Raw genomic sequence first — 17,709 nt, forward strand, 5'->3', positions numbered from 1 at the left:
GCAGGCTGACCGTCAGCCGGCAATAGTCCACCGCCCCGGGTCACGCGAGTGGCCCGGGGCGGTGGCGTTTCCGGGGGACTGGCGCTCAGTGATCGTGGGAACTGGCGTTGCCGGCGATCACATTGTGTACATCCTCCATATAGTGCACGTAGTGCACATAGTGGTCGACGAACTCTCGTCCAAGCTCGGGGTCGTCGCCGGCGCGTTGCCTGGCCGCCAGGGTGGCCTCGAAGGCCGATCGGGCCTCCTGTTCGAACTTCTCGACAATGCGCGCCAGAAAGGCATCGATCTCGCCCTCTTCCAACGCCCTGTCGGCGAGCTGAACGGCGGGGTCAATCTCGCCGGCCGGCTTGATGCCGGTGAAAGGCGCGCCTTCATAGGCACGGTGCGTTTCTACCAGCTTGGCGAAGAACTGCTGGTCAGCCAGCTCCCGGGCATTGTCACCTAGTGCGCGCACCTCGAGGGTCTTGTCGAACACGGCCACGAGTTCTGCTTCATCCTCGGCGGGGATCCACTTGAGAACCGGCGTGATGTCCCCTGCGTTCAAGGCGGCTCGGGCCTCGGTGATGACGGGGCCGTCGAGGGCATCGCAGTGGGCGAACGCCGGGGTGGCCAGCGGCAGGGCAAGGGCGGAAGTGGCAGCGATGGCCAGCAGGTGCTTGCGCAGTGGCAGGGTCATGGTGTCTTGCTCCGAAATCGTGGATGGGCCAGTCGAGCGGCATGCCGACTGTACCTCCATGTTAGGGAGCCGAGACGTCTGGGTCGTTCGAAAGCCTGCGTTCGAACTTCATTGAAAAGCATTTGATATCAATATCTTGATGGTTGTTTTTCGTGCTTCGGAAAGTCGAACGTCGAGGGGGGCGGTTGATGAGCGTGCCGAGTGGCTACGAGCGGGCGCGGTAGGCGCTGGGTGTCATGCCGGTGGCCTTCTTGAAGGCCGTGTTGAACACTGACTTTGAGTTAAAGCCCGAGTCGTACATCACCTGCAGGATGGTGGTGCCGGCCTCGGCGGCTCTCAGCTGGCGACAGGCCTCGGCGATGCGATGGTCGCTGACGAATTCGAAGAAGTTCTTCTCGAGCCCCTGGTTGATGGTTCGCGACAGTTCACGGGTGGACACGCCAAGCTGCCGGGCCAGCTGCTCCACCGTCAGGTTGGCGTCCAGATAGGGCCTGGTCTCTGCCATGTGGTTCGCGAGGCGCCGGAGCAGTGCGCCATCCACTTCTCTGTCCGGTGGGCTCAGGTCGTCCTCTCCCTGCGCGAGGCGTGCCTGCTCGGCACTCAGTCCCGAGAAGATGACGGGCTGGCGAAGGGCGTTGATGATCAGGTAGTTGATAAACAGGAAGCCAGTGACGGCGCCGATGGTGGAGACCCACAGGGCGCTGGCGCTGCTCTTGAAGACATGAGCGGAGAGGCAGTAGAGCAGGCTAAGTGTCCAGACGAAGGCGTAGCCGATCAGCAGCGTGCGCAGCCAGGCCAGCTGCTTGTTCTCCAGGTTGGAGAAGAGTCGGCGTACCGTGGTGCCGAAGCGGCCGAGCGCTCGAATGGTGGCCCAGAGGTAGCCCAGGAAGACCAGGTGGATGGCGGCGGCCAGCAGGGGAGAGGTGAGTACGCTCGGGTGGTCGCGACTCTGCAGGATCTGCAGCTTCACCTCGCCGGGCTGCAGGTAGTACTCCACCAGGAAGATCGCCGACACCACCCAGAACAGCAGGGTATGCACGGCATGCCTTGGCCTCAGGCAAAAGTCGCGATACATCAGTGACTGGGCATAGAGATAGAGCAGGCTCGCCTGGAGCAGGCCGACCAGACTGCCCAGGTAGGCCAGGTTCGGGTGCTGAAGGGCCATCCCGGTGGAATAGAGGAAAACCTCGCTCAGGCCGGCCGCGAAAGTCAGGACGCTGGCCGCCAGCAGGCGGTTGCTGATCAGTCGGAACGTCTCAGGCAATAGCAGGAAGGCGGCCAGGCCCAGCGACTGGATGATGCTGGTGGCCAGCAGAAGATCAACCAGCGTCAGATACATGATGGTGACTCGCCCTGGTGTTCCGTGTCAGCCGCGCAACTCGACCCGATCGAAGTGACGCCCGAGCCGCCGCACCAGGGTCTCCAGGGCCTCCCGGGGCGGGGCATCGGCCACCGGCCGGCAGTAGGCCGGATCCCGGCAGCGCTCCAGTCGGGCGAGCTGGATGACGTAGCGGCGCACGCCGCAGTCGGCCAGGGTCATGGCCAGCCGCTCCAGCGCCTCCAGGGTGAAGTCGCGCCAGTGCACCGTGGTGCGGCACTCGAAGGGGATGTCGCCCTCCAGCAGCAGCGACAGGCTGCGGGCATGGCGCTGCCAGATCCCGCGCCGCCCGCCGATGCGGTCGAAATCGACGCCGCGCCCCTTGGTATCCAGCGCCACCCAGTCGAGCCGGGGCAGAAGCGGTTCCAGACGCTCGGGATAGGTGCCGGCGGTATGCAGCCCCACCGCCAGGCCCAGGGCCCGGCAGGCGTCGGCGGCGGCCGGCAGGTCGGCGTGCAGGGTGGGCTCGCCGCCGCTGAACACCACGGCGTCCAGTTCGCCGATCCGTGCGGCGAGCAGCGCCTCGATCGCCTCCCACTCCCCCGGAGTGCCGCGGCGGGGAGCGGCCATGGTGCTCGCGGTCTCGCAGTAGCCGCACTGCAGCGGGCAGCCCTGCAGGTAGACCACCGCCGCCCGGTGCCCCGGGAAGGCCCGGTCGTCCCGGGCGTCGAAGCCGGCGATGGGCAGGTGCGGGGTCGGCAGGGTCACGGTGTCGATGGCTGGTGCGGGATGGCTCATGGGAGTGTCGCTCCTCGGGTGTTGTCCATGCCGGGGCGGCCGTGCCAGTAGCCGTCGCAGATCTCGGCGTCCACCAGGCTCAACGGGTCGGGGGCGGGAAGTGCGCCGCGCCGCGCGGCATCGAAGGCGGCCACCACCTCGGCCATGCCCTCGGGGCGCGGGCTGAGGCGGGCGATCCCGACGCCCATCTGCGCCATGGCCGGGACCTCGTGGCGCAGGTCCTGGCAGGCGCCGGAGAGGGTCTGGATGCCGTTGAGGGTGAACACCTGCCGGGATTCCTGGGAGCGCAGGGTGAGGCCCTCCGGGTGCTTCTGGCAGACGAAGCGACAGCGGTCCTTGGGCTTCTGGTAGCGCCGCGCGGTGAAGCAGCGCGACGACCAGGCCAGCGGCAGGTGACCGTAGGCGAACACCTCGCAGGGGGCCTTGAGCCCCGCTTTGCGGCTGTCGGCGAGCAGCCGGGCCAGGTCGTCACGGGACATCTCCACCGGGGCCTGCCAGCGCTGCATGCCGGCGCGAGCCAGCACCGCCAGCGTCGCCGGGTTGTAGAGGTTGAGCGCCGCCCCGGCGACGAAGGGCAGCCCATTGGCGGAGAGGCGCTGCAGCGCGCTCTGGTCGTTGGCCTCGACCAGGAACTCGCCGTTGTCGCACAGCTTGCGCAGGTCGCGCAGGTCGGCCTCGGACTCGATCAGCGTCTGGCTCGAGAGCACCACCTGCTTGCCGCTCTGGGCCAGCTCGCGGCCGATGCCCAGCCAGTCGTCGAGCTTCATGTCGCGGCGCCGAGAGCACACCGACTCGCCGAGATGGACGATGTCCACCGGCCAGTCGGCGGCCTCGCGATAGAAGTCGGCGTAGCCCTCGCGGGTCCAGTAGAAGAGCACCGGGCCGAGCGACAGCTGGAGCGTGGGGATGGCGGACATGGGCTCTCTCTTATTTCCAGCGGCGCTCGTAGGCGCCCAGGGTGGTGGTGCTGCCTTCCGAGACCTCGCCGAGACTGGCCATCCAGGCGGCATCCGGGTGGAAGTGCCCGGGCGTCCGGTCGAGACGATCGAGCGCCTGGCGCCAGATGCCGGCGACCTTCGACACATAGGCCGGGCTGCGTTGGCGCCCCTCGATCTTCACCGCGCTGATGCCGAGCTCGGCGAGTTCCGGCAGCAGCTCCAGGGTGTTGAGGCTGGTGGGCTCCTCGATGGCGTGGTAGGTCTCGCCACCGACCTCGAAGCGGCCCTTGCACAGGGTGGGGTAGCCGGCGTTCTCGCCCTCGCCGTAGCGGTCGATCAGCACGCCGTTGAGACGCGACTCGAGCCCCTCGGGGGTCTCCTCCCAGCGCACGTGGGCCGCCGGCGAGCAGACGCCGCGGGTGTTGGGCGACTCGCCGGTGAGGTACGACGAGAGGTAGCAGCGCCCCTCGGCCATGATGCACAGGCTGCCGAAGGCGAACACCTCGAGCTCCACCGGGCTCTTTTTCGCCAGGTCGCGCACCTGGGTGATCGACAGCACCCGCGGCAGCACGGCGCGCCTGATGCCGAACTGGTCGTGGTAGAAACGCAGTGCCTCGTGGCTGGTGGCCGAGCCCTGCACCGAGAGGTGGCGGGCGAGGTCCGGGTGGCGACGAGCGGCGTAGTCGAGCAGGCCCATGTCGGCCAGGATCAGGGCGTCGACGCCGAGCTCGGCGGCCTGGTCCACGGCGCGGGTCCACATGGCCCAGCCGTCCGGCTGCGGGTAGGTGTTGATGGCGCAGAAGACCCGCCTGCCGCGGGCATGGGCATAGTCGATGCCCTCCCGGGCGCGCCGGTCGGTGAAGTTGAGGCCGGCGAACTGGCGGGCGTTGGTGGTGTTCTGGAAGCCGAAGTAGACGGCATCGGCGCCTTCATCCACGGCCCGCTTCAGGGCCGGCAGGTTGCCGGCCGGGCAGACGAGCTCCATGTCGCTCTCCTCGCTGTCTCGTAAACCCGACCATGCTAGTCGACCACTCACCGGAGGCCCTTGACGCGGGTCATGGCGAGGCGGATTCGGGTGGCCGGTCACCTGCGAGACCCCCACGGATGGCCATGGGGACACGCGGTGATGCTCGTTCAGGCGTCGGCTGGCCTGGCGTCGCAGAGCGGGCAGAAATCCGCCTGTTCGCCGTGGCCCAGGCGCAGCCCGGTCCGCTTGTCGGCAATCTGCCGGTAGAGCCGCTGGAAGCCGGGACTGCCTTCGGCAGGGCTCGAGAGCGAGATCCGGGGCGACATCCTGTCCAGCTCCTCGGCGGGGATGCACTGCTCGATGAGGGGGAAGACGTGGCGGTTCTCGGTATGCAGATGATGGTGGTAGAGCTCGCTGAAGGCGCGTGCCAGGTCGAGCCGGCGGGTTTCCAGTTCGGCATCCGGCGCTTCGTCTGCCAGGCGGCGAAACGCCTCCTCGAGCTCGCGACCGTAGGTCGTGATGCGTCGGTGCTCCTCGACCAGCACCTCGAGGGTGTCGCGGCTGTCGGGATGGCACGCGGCGAGCCGCTCGAACAGGGTGTGCTCCACCCGGTGATGCCACTCCTCCGGCTGGCGGGTCAGGTAGTGACAGAGCCTGGCCAGCAGCCGGTAATCGGGCGTTTCATCGCAGGCCGCGATGTGCAGCTGGCGGTCGAGGATGCAGAGCAGCGCCTCGTAGCGATAGTGGTCGGCGTGCAGGCGTTCGAGAATGATGGCTTTCATGGTGGCCTCCCCGGTGCGTCGCCGAGATTGGCGACGCACCGTCGCGTGTGCGACCGGCTCAGCCGGCGCGTTCGAAGAGCAGGTTGTTCTCCAGGTGGATGTGCTGCCTCAGGTCGTCGCGGAACTCGTGCAACCCGGTGTAGAGGGCGCGCCAGGTGGTGCAGGCGCCCTTCGGCGGGGTGATGTCGTGGGTCAGCGCCGCCAGCTGCTCGAGGTGAACGCCGTGGTCGTCGTGTTCGTGGCGCATCACCGTGATGGGCCCCTGGGCCTGGGCACCGAGGCCACGGCGCAGCATCGGGAAGAGGATCTGCTCCTCTTTCTGCATGTGGCTCTCCATCTCCTGGTGGATCCTGGTGAGCAGGTCGGCCAGCCCGTTGGGGCAGGCGTCGCGCTCGCCGTGGACCTGTTCGACGCGACGGGCCATGCGCACCAGCTCGGGCAGCTGCTGGCGGTGGACATCGTGGTAGCGGGTCAGGATATGGTCGATCAGCTCGTCGTTGCTGGCCGACTGCCAGTCGCGCTCGTCGCTGGCGCCTTGCGGCAGCGCCTCGAGCTCGGCGACCAGCGATTCGGGGGCCAGGCCGACGCGCTCGGCGGCCTCGCGCAGGCTGATACGACCCCCGCAGCAGAAGTCGATGGCGTGTTCGTTGAACACCCGGGTGGCGCCGGGCAGGGTCAGGGCGGTGCGACCGACGGTCTGTTCGATCAGGCTCATGTCAGGAGCTCCTGGGTCGGATGAATGACAGGGATGAGTGGTACTCTCATCTAGCAAGCGGCGTGCCAGTTCCCAAGTGCGCGTTCCATGGGGCCTGCAGGTCATGGTGGTGAAAAATACCCGAAGCGATTAGGGTAGATTGAACCCTTGACGGTGAATATCACCATGCTTGACGACACCCTTCTGGCGGACCTGGTCGCCGACCTGCCCAGCGCGGTACGCCTGCAGCGCCTGGTGCGCACCCTGCGCGAGGGATTCCGCTGCGGGGCCGTCTGCCTGCTGCACCTGGAGGAGAATGCCCTGGTGCCGCTGGCCGTGGAGGGCCTGGTGCGCGAGGCGCTGGGGCGGCGCTTCGAGGTGGCGCAGCACCCGCGCCTGGCGACCATCCTCGCCAGTCGACGCACCACCCTCTTCCCGCCGGATGCCAGCCTGCCGGACCCCTACGACGGCCTGGTGGAGCAGCAGCCGGGCCAGCCGCTGCACGTCCACGACTGCATGGGCATCAGCCTGCACGTGGAGGGCGAGCCCTGGGGCGTGCTGACCCTGGATGCCCTGGAGGCGGGCACCTTCGATGCCGATGACCGGGCCACCCTGGAGCGCTATGCGCTGCTGGTCGAGGCGGCGGTACGGGTCAGCCGCCTGGAGCGGGACCTGCGCGCCCTGCGCATGGCCCGGCAGGAGACCGGCCCGCCCCTAGCGGCCCCCGAGGCACGCGATATCCTCGGCCACAGTGCGGTGCTCCAGCGGCTGCTGCGCGAGCTGGATGTGGTGGCGGGGTCCGACCTGCCGGTACTGCTCAGCGGGGAGACCGGGGTGGGCAAGGAGCTCTTCGCCCGCCGCCTGCACCGCCGCTCGACCCGCCGCGAGGCGCCGCTGGTCCAGGTGAACTGCGCGGCACTGCCCGAGTCGCTGGCGGAGAGTGAACTGTTCGGCCACGTGAAGGGCGCCTTCTCCGGCGCCACCGCCGAGCGTCCCGGGCGCTTCGAGGCGGCCGACGGCGGCACCCTGTTCCTCGATGAGGTGGGTGAGCTGTCGCTGCCGGTGCAGGCCAAGCTGCTGCGGGCCCTGCAGGAAGGCGAGGTGCAGCGCCTGGGCGAGGATACCCCGCGCCGGGTCGACGTGCGGATCATCGCCGCCACCAATCGCCACCTGGCCGACGCCGTGCGCGACGGCCACTTCCGCGCCGACCTCTACCACCGGTTGTCGGCCTACCCGGTGGCCATCCCGCCGCTGCGCGAGCGGGGGAGCGACGTGCTGGTGCTGGCCGGCCACTTCCTGGAGATCAACCGTACCCGGCTCGGGGTGCGCAGCCTGCGGCTCTCGCCGGACGCCGAGGCGGCGCTGCTCGCCTACGCCTGGCCGGGCAACGTGCGCGAACTCGAGCACGTGATCAGCCGGGCGGCGATCAAGGCGTTGAGCCAGGGCGCGCGACGCGACGAGATCATCACCCTGGAGCCCGCCCGGCTCGACATTCCCGTCCGTGCCGAGGAGTCCGGTGGTGCATCGGGGGTGCCGCCGGGGGCGGACGTGATGGCGCCACCGACGCTGCGTGAGCGAGTGGAACAGGCCCAGCGCCGGGCGATCCGCGAGGCGCTGGCCGCCTGCGACGGGCGCTGGGCGGCGGCCGCCCGGCGGCTGGAGGTGGATCCCAGCAACCTGCACAAGCTCGCCAGGCGGCTGGGGCTCAAGGGCGGAGGCGGGACGCGCTGAGGCGAGTTGATCCTCCTGACCGGACGACTATCCTGCAAGAAGTAAAATCAATGCATGTTCAAGGCTCGAGCGCTGACCCCGACGGTTCGCGACAGCCGGCGGGAGGAGCCGAGGCATGAAACCGGGGCCTGTCGCCGCGATATTCCCCGGGCCGGCCGTACGCCAGCCGGAGATCCGCCCATGATCAAGGTACAGCTCTATCGCTATCATCCGGAGCAGGACGACCTGCCGAGAATGGCAACCCTGGACGTGGAGGAGCGTTTTCGCCAGGCCATGGTGCTCGACGTCCTCGAGCACCTCAAGCAGCGGGATCCCACCCTGGCCTATCGGCGCTCCTGCCGGGAGGGGGTGTGCGGCTCCGATGGCATGAACATCAACGGCAAGAACGGCCTGGCCTGCATCACCTCGGTCGAGTCGGTGCTGGGCGACGCCAACACCCTGACTCTGCGTCCGCTGCCCGGCATGCCGGTGATCCGCGACCTGGTGGTGGACCAGTCGCTGTTCTTCCGGCAGTTCGAGAAGGTCCGGCCCTGGCTGATCAACGATGACCCGCCCTCGGCCATCGAGCGCCTGCAAGACCCGGCGGATCGCGAGAAACTCGATGGCCTCTACGAGTGCATCCTCTGTGCCTGCTGCAGTTCGGCCTGTCCCTCCTGGTGGTGGAACCCGGACAAGTACATCGGCCCGGCCGGCCTGATCCAGGCCTACCGCTTCCTGATCGACAGCCGTGATACCGCCACCGACGAGCGCCTGGCGGAACTCGACGACCCGTTCAGCGTGTTCCGCTGCCGCCAGATCGCCAACTGCACCTGGGTCTGCCCCAAGGGGCTCAACCCCATGCGTGCCATCGGCCGGATCAAGGCGATGCTGCTGGCGCGCGGCAGCTGACCGCAGTCATGCGATACCCAACGCAGGAGGTGCGAGATGGCCTTTCGACAGGTGAAGGATCTGCTGGCCTGGATCCATGGCTTCCACGAGCAGCTCGGCGCGCAGTATGCCCGACTGGCGGAGCTGCAGCAGGACGAACGGATGAAGATGGCCCTGGTGTTCCTGGGCGATAGGCGTCGGAGGCGCGGCGGGTAGAACTGGCCGTTGGCAAGGAAGGCTGTCGTGGCATAAGATAGTAATCAGTTACTATCTTTCAGCGAGGCCGACCATGCCAGTCAAGCGCCACCTCACCGCCGAGCAGCGTCGGGAGCGCACCGTGGAGACGGTCATCGAGCTCTGCGGCCAGGAGGAGCCGGCGACGATCACCACCGGCGAGATCGCCAGGCAGATGGGCGTCACCCAGGGGGCGCTGTTTCGCCACTTCCCCAGCAAGGACGCCATCTGGGAAGCCGTGGTGGACTGGGTCGGCAAGCGGGTGATGCAGCGGCTGGATGCCGCGGCGGCCGGTGCCGGTGCGCCCCTCGAGGCACTGGAGGCCATGTTCATGGCCCATGTCGAGTTCATCGCCGAGCACCCGGGAGTGCCGCGCCTGCTGCTGGGGCAGCTGCAGCATGCCCGGCCGACGCCTGCCCGGCGCATGGTGCGCTCGCTGCTGTTCCTCTATCGCGAGCGCGTCGAGGGCCTGCTGCTGCGGGCCCGCGAGGCCGGTCAACTGAGGGCCGGGCTGGATCTCGAGGCCGCCGCCCTGCAGTTCATCGGTTCCATCCAGGGGCTGGTGATCCAGTCGCTGATGGCCGGCGAGGTGGGGCGCATCCTCGACCAGGCGCCGGGGGTCTTCGCGATCTACCGCCACGGCATCGCCGCCGACGGGGAGGAGCACCCATGAGCCGCCTGCTCAGGCGGCTGGGTCGGCTGGCCACGGTGCTGGTCGGGCTCGCGGCCGGTGTCGCGCTCCTGCTGCTGTTCGTGGCGAATCGCCAGACACCTCTGCATGGCGAGACGGCATCACCGCCGCCGAGCGTCACCGTGATAGCGGCGCAACCGCTGGATCTTCGCCTGGAGGCTCGCGGCCACGGCGTGGCCCGCCCCACCGAGACCTGGCAGGCGGTGGCCAATGTGGCGGGCCGGGTGGTGGAGCGTCATCCGGACCTGGAGAGCGGCTCGATGCTGCGCGAGGGCACCCTGCTGGTGGCGCTGGACCCCTCCCGCTACGAGCTGGCCATCGCCGAGGCCGAGGCCGAACTGGCCAGCCTGGCCGCCGAGCAGGCCCAGCTCGGTGTCGAGGAGGAGAATACCGGCCGCCTGCTGGCGCTCGAGCGGGAGCGTCTGGCGCTGGCCGAGCAGGAGCTGGCACGCATCGAGCGGTTGGCCGGCAGCGGGGCGGTGGCTCGCGCCCAGCTCGACGAGCAGCGCCGCGCCACCCTGGCCCAGCGACAGGCCGTGGCGTCGCTCGAGAACCAGCTGGCCCTGATCCCCGCCCGTGGCCAGTCCCTGAGCGCCCAGCGCGAGCGTGCCGGCACACGGCTGGCCCAGGCCCGCCGCGACCTCGAGGACACCCGCTTCGTGGCGCCCTACGACCTGCGCCTGGGCGAGGTGGAGGTGGAGATGCACCAGTTCGTGGGGGCCGGCCAGCGCCTGTTCCAGGCCGACAACCTGGCGGCCGCCGAGGTCGAGGCGCATGTGCCCTTCGCCCAGCTGCGCCGGCTGCTGGGTAGCGTGGCCCTGCCGGACCTTCCCGATGGCGCCCTGGATCTCGGCGAGCGGCTGGATCTCTCGGGAATCCGTGCCGAGGTGGAGCTGGTCGGGGCCGAGGGCGTGACCTGGACGGGGCGTGTGGTTCGGGTGGCCAGTGGCCTGGACCCCGCCACCCGTGCCGCCCGGGTGGTGGTGCGGGTCGACCATCCCTATCGCGATGCCCGGCCGCCGGACCGGCCACCCCTGCAGCGCGACATGTACGTGCGGGTTCGCCTCTCGGCCGAGGCCCCGGCCCCGCGTCTGGCGGTACCGGCATCGGCGGTGCACCAGGGCGAGCTCTACCTCGCCGACGCGAACGACCGCCTGGAGCGCCGCCCGGTCGAGGTCGCCTTCGAGCAGCACGACCTGGCGATCATCGAGGATGGCCTGTCGCCGAGCGATCGGGTGATCGTCGATGACCTGCAGCCGGCGATCAGCGGCATGGCGCTGAGCCCCCGGCGCGACGAGGCCCTGGAGCGGCGCCTGCAGGCACTGGCGGCGGGAGAGCGGCCATGATCCGCTGGTTCGCCGGGCACCCCACCGCGGCCAACCTGCTGCTGCTCCTGCTGATCGCGGCGGGGCTGTTCGCCGCCCCCGGCCTCAAGCGCGAGACCTTTCCCGACTACCGCCCCGTCGAGGCGAGCATCGAGGTGGTCTATCGGGGGGCCAGCGCCGCCGACGTCGAGGATGCCGTCTGCCGGCGCCTGTTCGACGCGGTCAAGGGCATCGACTTCCTCGACGAATTCGCCTGCGTGGCCCAGGACAACCTGGCCAGTGCCACGGCGACCATGGAGGCCGGCGGCGACCCGATCCGCTTCATCAATGACCTGGATACCGAGGTCAACGCCCTGACCGACCTGCCCACCCGCGCCGAACGCCCCGTGGTGCGCGAGTTGCATCGCAGCGACCTGGTGGCGGCGGTGGCGGTGAGCGGTGACATGCCCTTGAGCCAGCTGGAGGACTATGCCCTGGTCCTCGAGGAGCGCCTGATGACCCTGCCCGGGGTGGCGGACGTGACCATCCGGGGCATGTCACAGCGGCAGTGGCAGGTCGAGGTGCCCCGCGACGTGCTCGGCCAGCATGGGCTCTCGGCTCGCGAGCTGGCGGCCCGTGTGGCACGCCAGAGCCTCGACATGCCGCTGGGCACCCTGGAGACTCGCGACCGCGATATCCTGCTGCGCTTCACCGACCAGCGCCGCACGCTGCGCGAGCTGGACAGCCTGGTGGTGGTCTCCGACGGCGAGGGCGGGGAGCTGACCCTGGGCGAGATCGCGACCCTGGAGGAGGTGGGCGAGCAGCCCGAGGAGCAGGTGCGCTTCAACGGCGAGCCCGCCCTGGTCCTGGAGGTCAGCAAGACGCTGCGTGACGATGCCCTGGACGTGATGAATGACCTCGCCGCCCTGGTCGAGGCCGAGCGGGCGCGCTGGGATGGCGGGGTCCGGCTCGCCCTGACCCAGGACATGACCGGCATCGTGCGCGACCGGCTGCAGATGCTGGTGGGCAATGGCCTGATGGGCCTGGTGCTGGTGGTGCTGGTGATGAGCCTGTTCTTCCGCCCGCGACTGGCACTCTGGGCGGTGCTGGGGCTGCCGGCCGCCTTCATGGGGGCCTTCTTCGTGATGGCCCTGACCGGCCTGTCGCTCAACATGATCACCCTGGTGGCGCTGCTGATGGCCATCGGCATCGTCATGGACGATGCCATCGTGATCACCGACAACATCGCGGCCCACGCCCTGGAGAAGGCGTCGCCGCTGGCGGCGGTAGTCGCCGGGACCCGCCAGGTGCTGCCCGGCGTGCTGTCGTCGTTCCTGACCACGGTGGCGGTGTTCGCGCCCCTCTCGTTCCTCTCCGGCGAGCTGGGGGCGGTGCTGGAGGTGCTGCCGGTGGTGCTCATCGCCGCCCTGGCCGCCAGCCTGGTCGAGGCCTTCTGGATCCTGCCCCACCACCTCAAGGGCAGCGTTTTGAAGCTGCAGGAGGGGCGGGACTCCCGCTTCCGCGCTGCCTTCGAGCGGCGCTTCGCGGCCTTCCGCGAGGGCGTGGGAAGGCTGGCCGACGGGGCGATTCGCTTTCGCCATGCGGTGCTGGGGGCGGTGCTGGCGATCCTGCTGGCCTCCGCCGGCTTCATGGCCGGTGGCCATATCGGCAGTGAGGCGATGCCCGACATCGACGGTGACGTGCTGGAAGCACGGATCCTGATGCCCCAGGGCACTCCCCTGGCGCGTACCGAGGCGGTGGCCGAGCGGGTCGAGGCGGCGATGCGGCGTCTCGACGAGCGGCTCACCCCCGGGCAGCCCGGTGGCGCGTCGCTGGTCGAGGCGATCCAGGTACGCTTCAACCACAACGCCAGTGCCCGGGAGTCGGGGGCCCATGTCGCCACGGTGATGGTCGACCTGCTGACCGCCGAGCGCCGGCGGGTCACCCTCGACGAGCTGACCGCGGCGTGGCGCGAGGAGATCGGCGAGATCCCCGGCCTGCAGAGCCTGATCATCCAGGAGCCGGGCTTCGGCCCCGCCGGGGTCCCGGTGGAGGTGCGCCTGCAGGGCGAGGACCTGGCCGCGCTCAAGGCCGCGGCACGGGAACTGGCCGAGCATCTCGAGGGCTACGAGGCCGTCTACAATGTCATCGACGACCTGCGCCCCGGCAAGCCCCAGCGCACCCTGGCCCTGGCCGAGGGGGCGCACGGCCTGGGGTTGACCGCCGAGGAGGTGGCCACCCAGCTGCGTGCGGCGCTGCTCGGCGAGGTTGCCGACACCCAGCGCATCGGTGCCCGGGACATCGAGATCCTGGTGCGCCAGGCCGGGGGCGACCGGGACAGCCTCGACGACCTGAGCGACCAGACCATCACCCTGCCCGATGGCAGCCGCGTTCCCCTGGAGGTGGTGGCGACCCTGGCCGAGCGACACGACTGGGGCCGCATCACCCGCATCGACGGACGGCGCACGGTGACCGTGGAGGCCAATGTCGATGCCCGGCTCTCCAGTGGCCAGGCCATCGTCGACGACCTGCAAGGCGACTGGCTGGCGGCATTCCGCGCCCGCCATCCCCGGGCCGAGGTCAGCTTCGAGGGGCAGGTGGCCAGTTCCGCCGAGACCGGCGGTTCCATCGGCCGCGGCCTGCTGATCGGGCTGGTCGGCATCTTCGTGATCCTCTCCTTCCAGTTCCGCAGCTACGTCGAACCGCTGATCGTGATGGTGGCGATCCCGCTGGCCTTCATCGGCGCGATCTGGGGCCATGTGCTCATGGGCTACTATCTGTCGATGCCCTCGCTGATCGGCGCGGCGTCGCTGGCCGGCATCGTGGTCAACAACGCCATCCTGCTGATCCACTTCATCAAGGGGCACCGCGAGGCGGGCCTCGACGCGGTGGCCGCGGCCGGCCAGGCCAGCCGTGACCGGTTGCGCGCCATCCTGATCTCGTCTTCCACCACCATTGCCGGCCTGCTGCCGCTGCTGGCCGAGACCAGCACCCAGGCGGCCGCCATCAAGCCGCTGGTGATCTCGGTGGTGTTCGGCCTGCTCAGCTCCACCCTGCTGGTGCTGCTGGTCATGCCGGCGCTCTATGTGCTGCTCGATGACTGGGGGTGGACGAGGCGGTCACCGCGCGCCGCCGAGGGCCAGGCGTGACGGTCGCCGCTCGCCCTTCCCGTTCGGCAGGTGGCCCGTTACCCTGCACTCCTTGCCATTGCCATCGTGACGAAGGAGGCCCCGTGGCCATTTCCAGTTTTGCCGACCTGCTCGAGGAGGCGCGTCGTCAGCCCGAGCCGCAGCGCCTGCTGTTCGTCTTTGCCCGTGCCGAACTGCCGGACCACCCCAGCGAGGAGCAGCGCCGGCGCTTCGAGCAGGGCGAGGGCGGCGTGCTGACGCCGACCGTCTGCGTCGACAAGTCGCCCGACGAACTCAGCGACATGGCGGCGCTGGTGGCGGAGTCACGCACGACCGGCACCGAGTGGGACATCGTCTTCGTGGCGGCCATGGCCGACCAGGGCGGGCCGGCGCTCGTCGAGCAGCACCTGCAGCGCATGGTGGAGTCGCTGAAGATGGGCAGCATCGATCGGTTCCTGGCCTTCGACCGGGCCGGGGAGGTGGTCGGGTTCCAGTGAGCCCTGTGCCCACCCGGAGCCGTCGAGCACGGGGCCCGGACGGGGCCCGGACGGGGCCCCGTGCGTTTCCCGGGAGGCGATCAGGCCGCGTGGAGGGGGCGTGAGGGGCCGAAGTGCTCGTAGTGGCGGCGCTCGGCCGGCACGCCGAGGTCGTCCAGGGCACGGTCGACGGCGGTCATGAAGCCCCGGGGGCCGACGAAGTAGCAGCGCGCGCCCTCGGGCAGGTGGCGGGCCAGCAGATCGCGATCGACCCGGCCGCTGTGGTCGGCATCGTCGCCGCGCTCGTGGACGGTCACCGTGTGCAGCTGTTCCGGGTGCGCTTCGGCCAGGGCCGCGACCTCGTCGCGGAAGGCGTGGTGCTCGGCGTCCAGGGCGGCGTGCAGGTAGACCACCCGGCGACCCTCGGCCAGGGCCTGGCGCGCCAGGGGCAGCATGGGCGTCTGGCCGACGCCGCCGCTGGCCAGCAGCAGCGGCTCGTCGCCGCCCTCCAGGATCAGGTCGCCGGCGGGCGGCAGCAGCTCGACGCTATCGCCCACGCCCAGGGTGTCATGGAAGTGCCGGCTGGCACGCCCCTCGGGCTCGTGCTTGATGGAGAGGCGATAGGTGGTGCCGTTGGGCACGTCGGAGAGGCTGTAGTGGCGGTAGACCGGCACGCCGTCGAGGGTGAGCCGCACGCCGATGAACTGACCGGGGACGTGGTCCGCCACGCTGCCGCCGTCCACGGGGGCCAGCACGAAGGAGCGGATCACCGCGCTCTCCTGGCGGGTCGCGACGATGCGGAATTCGCGGGTGCCCCGCCAGCCGCCGGGGCGCCGCTCGAACTCCCGGTAACGATGGTCCTCCAGCTCGATCAGCAGCCCCGCCAGCTCCTCGTAGAGGCCGCTCCAGGCCGCGGCGACCTCCGGCGTCACGGCGTCGCCCAGCACCTCGCCGATGGCCGCCATCAGGCACTCGCCGACGATGGGGTACTGCTCCGGCCGGATGTCCAGCGAGACGTGCTTGCTCACCACGCTGGCCAGGGCGCCGCGGGCCTGCTGGGGATCCCGGCGAAGCCCCACGTAGGCCAGCACGGCGCCGGCCAGGGCCCGGGGCTGGCCGCCGTCGACCTGGTGGGCCTCGTTGAACAGCGGCTTGACCTCGGGATAGCGGGCGAACATCAGCGGGTAGAAGCGTCGGGTGATGGCGTCGAGGTGCTCGGCTACCACGGGGGCGGTGGCGGTGATCAGGCGTTCCTGGTCTGGGGTCAGCATGGGGTTCCTCAGGGGTTTATAAGATGCATTTCGCGTGCATCTTAAAGAGGAGCGATCCCGGGACCAAGCCTCGCGGGTGCGGCATCCTGTCGCGGGACGCGCTACAGCCCGATGCGGTGGGCCCGGTGGGTGAAGAAGATGCCGCTGGGCGATTCGGCCGGCAGGCGGGCCAGCTCCTCGAAGGTGCGGGTGTCGTAGACGACCACCTGGTCGCTGTCCCGGGCGGAGATCCAGATGTGCTCGCCCCGAGGGGTGAACTCCTTGTGCAGGATCGACTCGCCGGGCTCGAGGGTCTCGATGATCTCCAGCGTGCGGGTGTCGATCACCTGCACCCGGTCGTTGTCGGGGTGGGCGAAGGTGACCCAGACCTGCCGCTCGTCGGGTCGGCTCATCACGAAGATCGGCTGGCCGTGCACCTCGATGCGCCGGGTCAGCGACCAGTCGCGGGTGTCGGCCACCAGCACCTCGTGGCGACCCACGGCGGGGAAGAAGGCCTGGTCGCCGGCCATGGCCCAGCCCTCCAGGTGGGGCATCTTGTAGACCGGCAGGCGCTCCTCGCCGCGGCCGTAGTCGGGCAGGATGCGTTGCACGCCGTTCTCCGGGTGCCAGAGGTCGAGCAGGGCCATGCCGTCCTCGCCGAACAGCCCGGCGATGTAGTAGCGGCCGTTGGCGGTGACCAGGGCGTCGTAGGGCAGGCTGCCCACGTCGCGATAGCGGGTCACCTCGGGCTCCTCGGTGGACATGTCCAGGGTCCAGATCTCGCCGGCCTCGAACAGGCTGAAGACGAAGATGTTGCCTGGCACGTCCACCACGCCCACCACCTTGGCCCGGTCGGTGGTGCCGTCGGGCTTCTCGAAGGTGGCCGGCACGTCGACGACCAGCTCCAGGGTCGCGGTGTCGAAGACCTTCACGCCGCCCGGCTCGTAGTTGCCCACCGCCACGAAGCGGCCGTCCTGGGAGATGGCGCCGCCGATGCTGTTGCCGGACTGGACGATGCGCCCGTCGATCTCGCCGGTGAGCAGGTCGAGCCGGGTCAGGCCGCCGTCGCGGCCGAACACGAAGGCGTGGCGGGCGTCGCGGGTGAACTTCACCGAGGCGTGGGAGAGGTCCCCGAAGCCCTCCACGTGGCGCAGCACCGCCTTGTGGGTGGTGTCGACCAGCGCCACGCTGCCGGTGGCGCGCTCGATCACCACCCCCAGGTCGCCGGTGCCGCGCAGCTCGGCGGTGCTCTCGGCCAGGGCGGGCCCGGTGGCCAGCAGCGCCAGGGCGCCGGCGGCAAGCAGGGTCTTCAGCGGATTCGCAAGGGGCATGGCGGGTCTCCTGGGTTCAATCCTGTTCCAGCGTCTTCAGCCGGCTGTCGGTCTGCAGGTGGTCGGCGATCCAGCGGGCCTCCGCCTCGCTGAGCAGTGCCTTCCAGCCCGGCATGGCGGTGCCGGGAATGCCGTGCAGGATGATATGGGCCAGCGCCTCGGGGCTCAGGGCCTGCATGCGGTCGCGGGGGAGGGCGGGGCCCAGGCCGCCGCGCAGCGTCATGCCGTGGCAGGAGCCGCAGTCCTGGTAGAGCAGGGTCTCGAGCGCCGCCCGGCGATCCGCATCCGGCCCGGACTCGGCCAGGGCCGGCGACGGCAGCAGCAGGATGCCCAGCAGGGCGAGGATGGCTGGCAGGTGCATGGCAGGCCTCTCGATGGGGAGTGCGGCGGGCGGCACGCTTGCTCTCGAGTCTCCTTCCGGCGCCGTCGAGCTGCCTTGACGGACATCAAGGGTGGGCCGGATCACTGCCCGCCGTCGCCATCCAGAGGCATAAAAAATACCTCTTTTGACTTGTGTCAAT

The 17,709-nt window shown here is 69.8% G+C and carries 17 protein-coding genes; 7 read left to right on the forward strand and 10 right to left on the reverse strand.

Going from position 1 to position 17,709, the window contains the following annotated elements:
• Positions 1-85 precede the first annotated feature (85 nt).
• The 7 genes from ACOMD9_RS01720 to ytfE form a co-directional block, all read right to left on the reverse strand.
• Complete coding sequence (locus ACOMD9_RS01720; RefSeq protein ID WP_421411821.1) at positions 86-679, reverse strand: DUF6448 family protein; 594 nt, start codon at positions 677-679, stop codon at positions 86-88.
• Positions 680-884: 205 nt separating this feature from the next.
• Positions 885-2,018, reverse strand: coding sequence for an AraC family transcriptional regulator (locus tag ACOMD9_RS01725; protein ID WP_421411822.1), 1,134 nt, complete (start codon positions 2,016-2,018; stop codon positions 885-887).
• A 27-nt stretch (positions 2,019-2,045) separates the two neighbouring features.
• Entirely contained in the window at positions 2,046-2,795 is a 750-nt protein-coding gene (locus ACOMD9_RS01730) for an anaerobic ribonucleoside-triphosphate reductase activating protein (RefSeq protein ID WP_421411823.1), read from the reverse strand.
• On the reverse strand, positions 2,792-3,712 hold the full coding sequence (locus tag ACOMD9_RS01735; protein WP_421411824.1) for a U32 family peptidase: 921 nt from the start codon (positions 3,710-3,712) through the stop codon (positions 2,792-2,794). Before ACOMD9_RS01735 ends, ACOMD9_RS01730 begins: the two co-directional genes overlap by 4 nt.
• A gap of 10 nt (positions 3,713-3,722) precedes the next feature.
• Positions 3,723-4,718, reverse strand: a complete 996-nt coding sequence (gene ubiU, locus ACOMD9_RS01740) for a ubiquinone anaerobic biosynthesis protein UbiU (protein WP_421411825.1) — start codon at positions 4,716-4,718, stop codon at positions 3,723-3,725.
• 149 nt (positions 4,719-4,867) lie between these two features.
• Positions 4,868-5,482 (reverse strand): hemerythrin domain-containing protein, encoded by a 615-nt coding sequence (locus tag ACOMD9_RS01745; protein WP_421411826.1) that lies wholly within the window; start codon positions 5,480-5,482, stop codon positions 4,868-4,870.
• 58 nt (positions 5,483-5,540) lie between these two features.
• Positions 5,541-6,197 (reverse strand): iron-sulfur cluster repair protein YtfE, encoded by a 657-nt coding sequence (ytfE, locus tag ACOMD9_RS01750; protein ID WP_421411827.1) that lies wholly within the window; start codon positions 6,195-6,197, stop codon positions 5,541-5,543.
• A gap of 165 nt (positions 6,198-6,362) precedes the next feature.
• Here ytfE and norR point away from each other — a divergent pair, with 165 nt between their 5' ends.
• From norR to ACOMD9_RS01785, 7 genes are all read left to right on the forward strand, one after another.
• Positions 6,363-7,907, forward strand: a complete 1,545-nt coding sequence (gene norR, locus ACOMD9_RS01755; RefSeq protein ID WP_421411828.1) for a nitric oxide reductase transcriptional regulator NorR — start codon at positions 6,363-6,365, stop codon at positions 7,905-7,907.
• A gap of 183 nt (positions 7,908-8,090) precedes the next feature.
• Positions 8,091-8,795, forward strand: coding sequence for a succinate dehydrogenase iron-sulfur subunit (locus ACOMD9_RS01760; RefSeq protein WP_421411937.1), 705 nt, complete (start codon positions 8,091-8,093; stop codon positions 8,793-8,795).
• Positions 8,796-8,831: 36 nt separating this feature from the next.
• Positions 8,832-8,990 carry a hypothetical protein gene (locus ACOMD9_RS01765; protein WP_421411829.1) on the forward strand — a complete coding sequence of 53 codons (159 nt, stop codon included), beginning with the start codon at positions 8,832-8,834 and terminating at the stop codon, positions 8,988-8,990.
• 73 nt (positions 8,991-9,063) lie between these two features.
• Positions 9,064-9,681, forward strand: a complete 618-nt coding sequence (locus ACOMD9_RS01770) for a TetR/AcrR family transcriptional regulator (RefSeq protein ID WP_421411830.1) — start codon at positions 9,064-9,066, stop codon at positions 9,679-9,681.
• A complete protein-coding gene (locus tag ACOMD9_RS01775) occupies positions 9,678-11,045 on the forward strand; it encodes an efflux RND transporter periplasmic adaptor subunit (protein WP_421411831.1) in 1,368 nt (455 codons plus the stop codon). Before ACOMD9_RS01770 ends, ACOMD9_RS01775 begins: the two co-directional genes overlap by 4 nt.
• Positions 11,042-14,152, forward strand: a complete 3,111-nt coding sequence (locus tag ACOMD9_RS01780) for an efflux RND transporter permease subunit (RefSeq protein ID WP_421411832.1) — start codon at positions 11,042-11,044, stop codon at positions 14,150-14,152. Before ACOMD9_RS01775 ends, ACOMD9_RS01780 begins: the two co-directional genes overlap by 4 nt.
• A gap of 83 nt (positions 14,153-14,235) precedes the next feature.
• Positions 14,236-14,628, forward strand: a complete 393-nt coding sequence (locus tag ACOMD9_RS01785; protein WP_421411833.1) for a ribonucleotide reductase subunit alpha — start codon at positions 14,236-14,238, stop codon at positions 14,626-14,628.
• 80 nt (positions 14,629-14,708) lie between these two features.
• Here ACOMD9_RS01785 and ACOMD9_RS01790 read toward each other — a convergent pair whose 3' ends face one another.
• From ACOMD9_RS01790 to ACOMD9_RS01800, 3 genes are all read right to left on the reverse strand, one after another.
• Positions 14,709-15,878: a globin domain-containing protein gene (locus ACOMD9_RS01790; RefSeq protein WP_421411834.1), complete on the reverse strand. Its 1,170-nt coding sequence runs from the start codon at positions 15,876-15,878 to the stop codon at positions 14,709-14,711.
• A gap of 101 nt (positions 15,879-15,979) precedes the next feature.
• A complete protein-coding gene (locus ACOMD9_RS01795; RefSeq protein WP_421411835.1) occupies positions 15,980-17,188 on the reverse strand; it encodes a cytochrome D1 domain-containing protein in 1,209 nt (402 codons plus the stop codon).
• A 16-nt stretch (positions 17,189-17,204) separates the two neighbouring features.
• A complete protein-coding gene (locus tag ACOMD9_RS01800; RefSeq protein WP_421411836.1) occupies positions 17,205-17,549 on the reverse strand; it encodes a c-type cytochrome in 345 nt (114 codons plus the stop codon).
• Between the last annotated feature and the right edge of the window lie 160 nt (positions 17,550-17,709).

Origin of the sequence: Halomonas terrestris, assembly GCF_049166755.1 — a bacterium.
Lineage (GTDB): Bacteria > Pseudomonadota > Gammaproteobacteria > Pseudomonadales > Halomonadaceae > Halomonas.

Bases quoted from the DNA above. Each gene is read 5' to 3' on its own strand.
- ACOMD9_RS01720 (WP_421411821.1), bottom strand. From the start codon at position 679: ATGACCCTGCCACTGCGCAAGCACCTGCTGGCCATCGCTGCCACTTCC.
- ACOMD9_RS01725 (WP_421411822.1), bottom strand. From the start codon at position 2,018: ATGTATCTGACGCTGGTTGATCTTCTGCTGGCCACCAGCATCATCCAG.
- ACOMD9_RS01730 (WP_421411823.1), bottom strand. From the start codon at position 2,795: ATGAGCCATCCCGCACCAGCCATCGACACCGTGACCCTGCCGACCCCG.
- ACOMD9_RS01735 (WP_421411824.1), bottom strand. From the start codon at position 3,712: ATGTCCGCCATCCCCACGCTCCAGCTGTCGCTCGGCCCGGTGCTCTTC.
- ubiU (WP_421411825.1), bottom strand. From the start codon at position 4,718: ATGGAGCTCGTCTGCCCGGCCGGCAACCTGCCGGCCCTGAAGCGGGCC.
- ACOMD9_RS01745 (WP_421411826.1), bottom strand. From the start codon at position 5,482: ATGAAAGCCATCATTCTCGAACGCCTGCACGCCGACCACTATCGCTAC.
- ytfE (WP_421411827.1), bottom strand. From the start codon at position 6,197: ATGAGCCTGATCGAACAGACCGTCGGTCGCACCGCCCTGACCCTGCCC.
- norR (WP_421411828.1), top strand. From the start codon at position 6,363: ATGCTTGACGACACCCTTCTGGCGGACCTGGTCGCCGACCTGCCCAGC.
- ACOMD9_RS01765 (WP_421411829.1), top strand. From the start codon at position 8,832: ATGGCCTTTCGACAGGTGAAGGATCTGCTGGCCTGGATCCATGGCTTC.
- ACOMD9_RS01770 (WP_421411830.1), top strand. From the start codon at position 9,064: ATGCCAGTCAAGCGCCACCTCACCGCCGAGCAGCGTCGGGAGCGCACC.
- ACOMD9_RS01775 (WP_421411831.1), top strand. From the start codon at position 9,678: ATGAGCCGCCTGCTCAGGCGGCTGGGTCGGCTGGCCACGGTGCTGGTC.
- ACOMD9_RS01780 (WP_421411832.1), top strand. From the start codon at position 11,042: ATGATCCGCTGGTTCGCCGGGCACCCCACCGCGGCCAACCTGCTGCTG.
- ACOMD9_RS01790 (WP_421411834.1), bottom strand. From the start codon at position 15,878: ATGCTGACCCCAGACCAGGAACGCCTGATCACCGCCACCGCCCCCGTG.
- ACOMD9_RS01795 (WP_421411835.1), bottom strand. From the start codon at position 17,188: ATGCCCCTTGCGAATCCGCTGAAGACCCTGCTTGCCGCCGGCGCCCTG.
- ACOMD9_RS01800 (WP_421411836.1), bottom strand. From the start codon at position 17,549: ATGCACCTGCCAGCCATCCTCGCCCTGCTGGGCATCCTGCTGCTGCCG.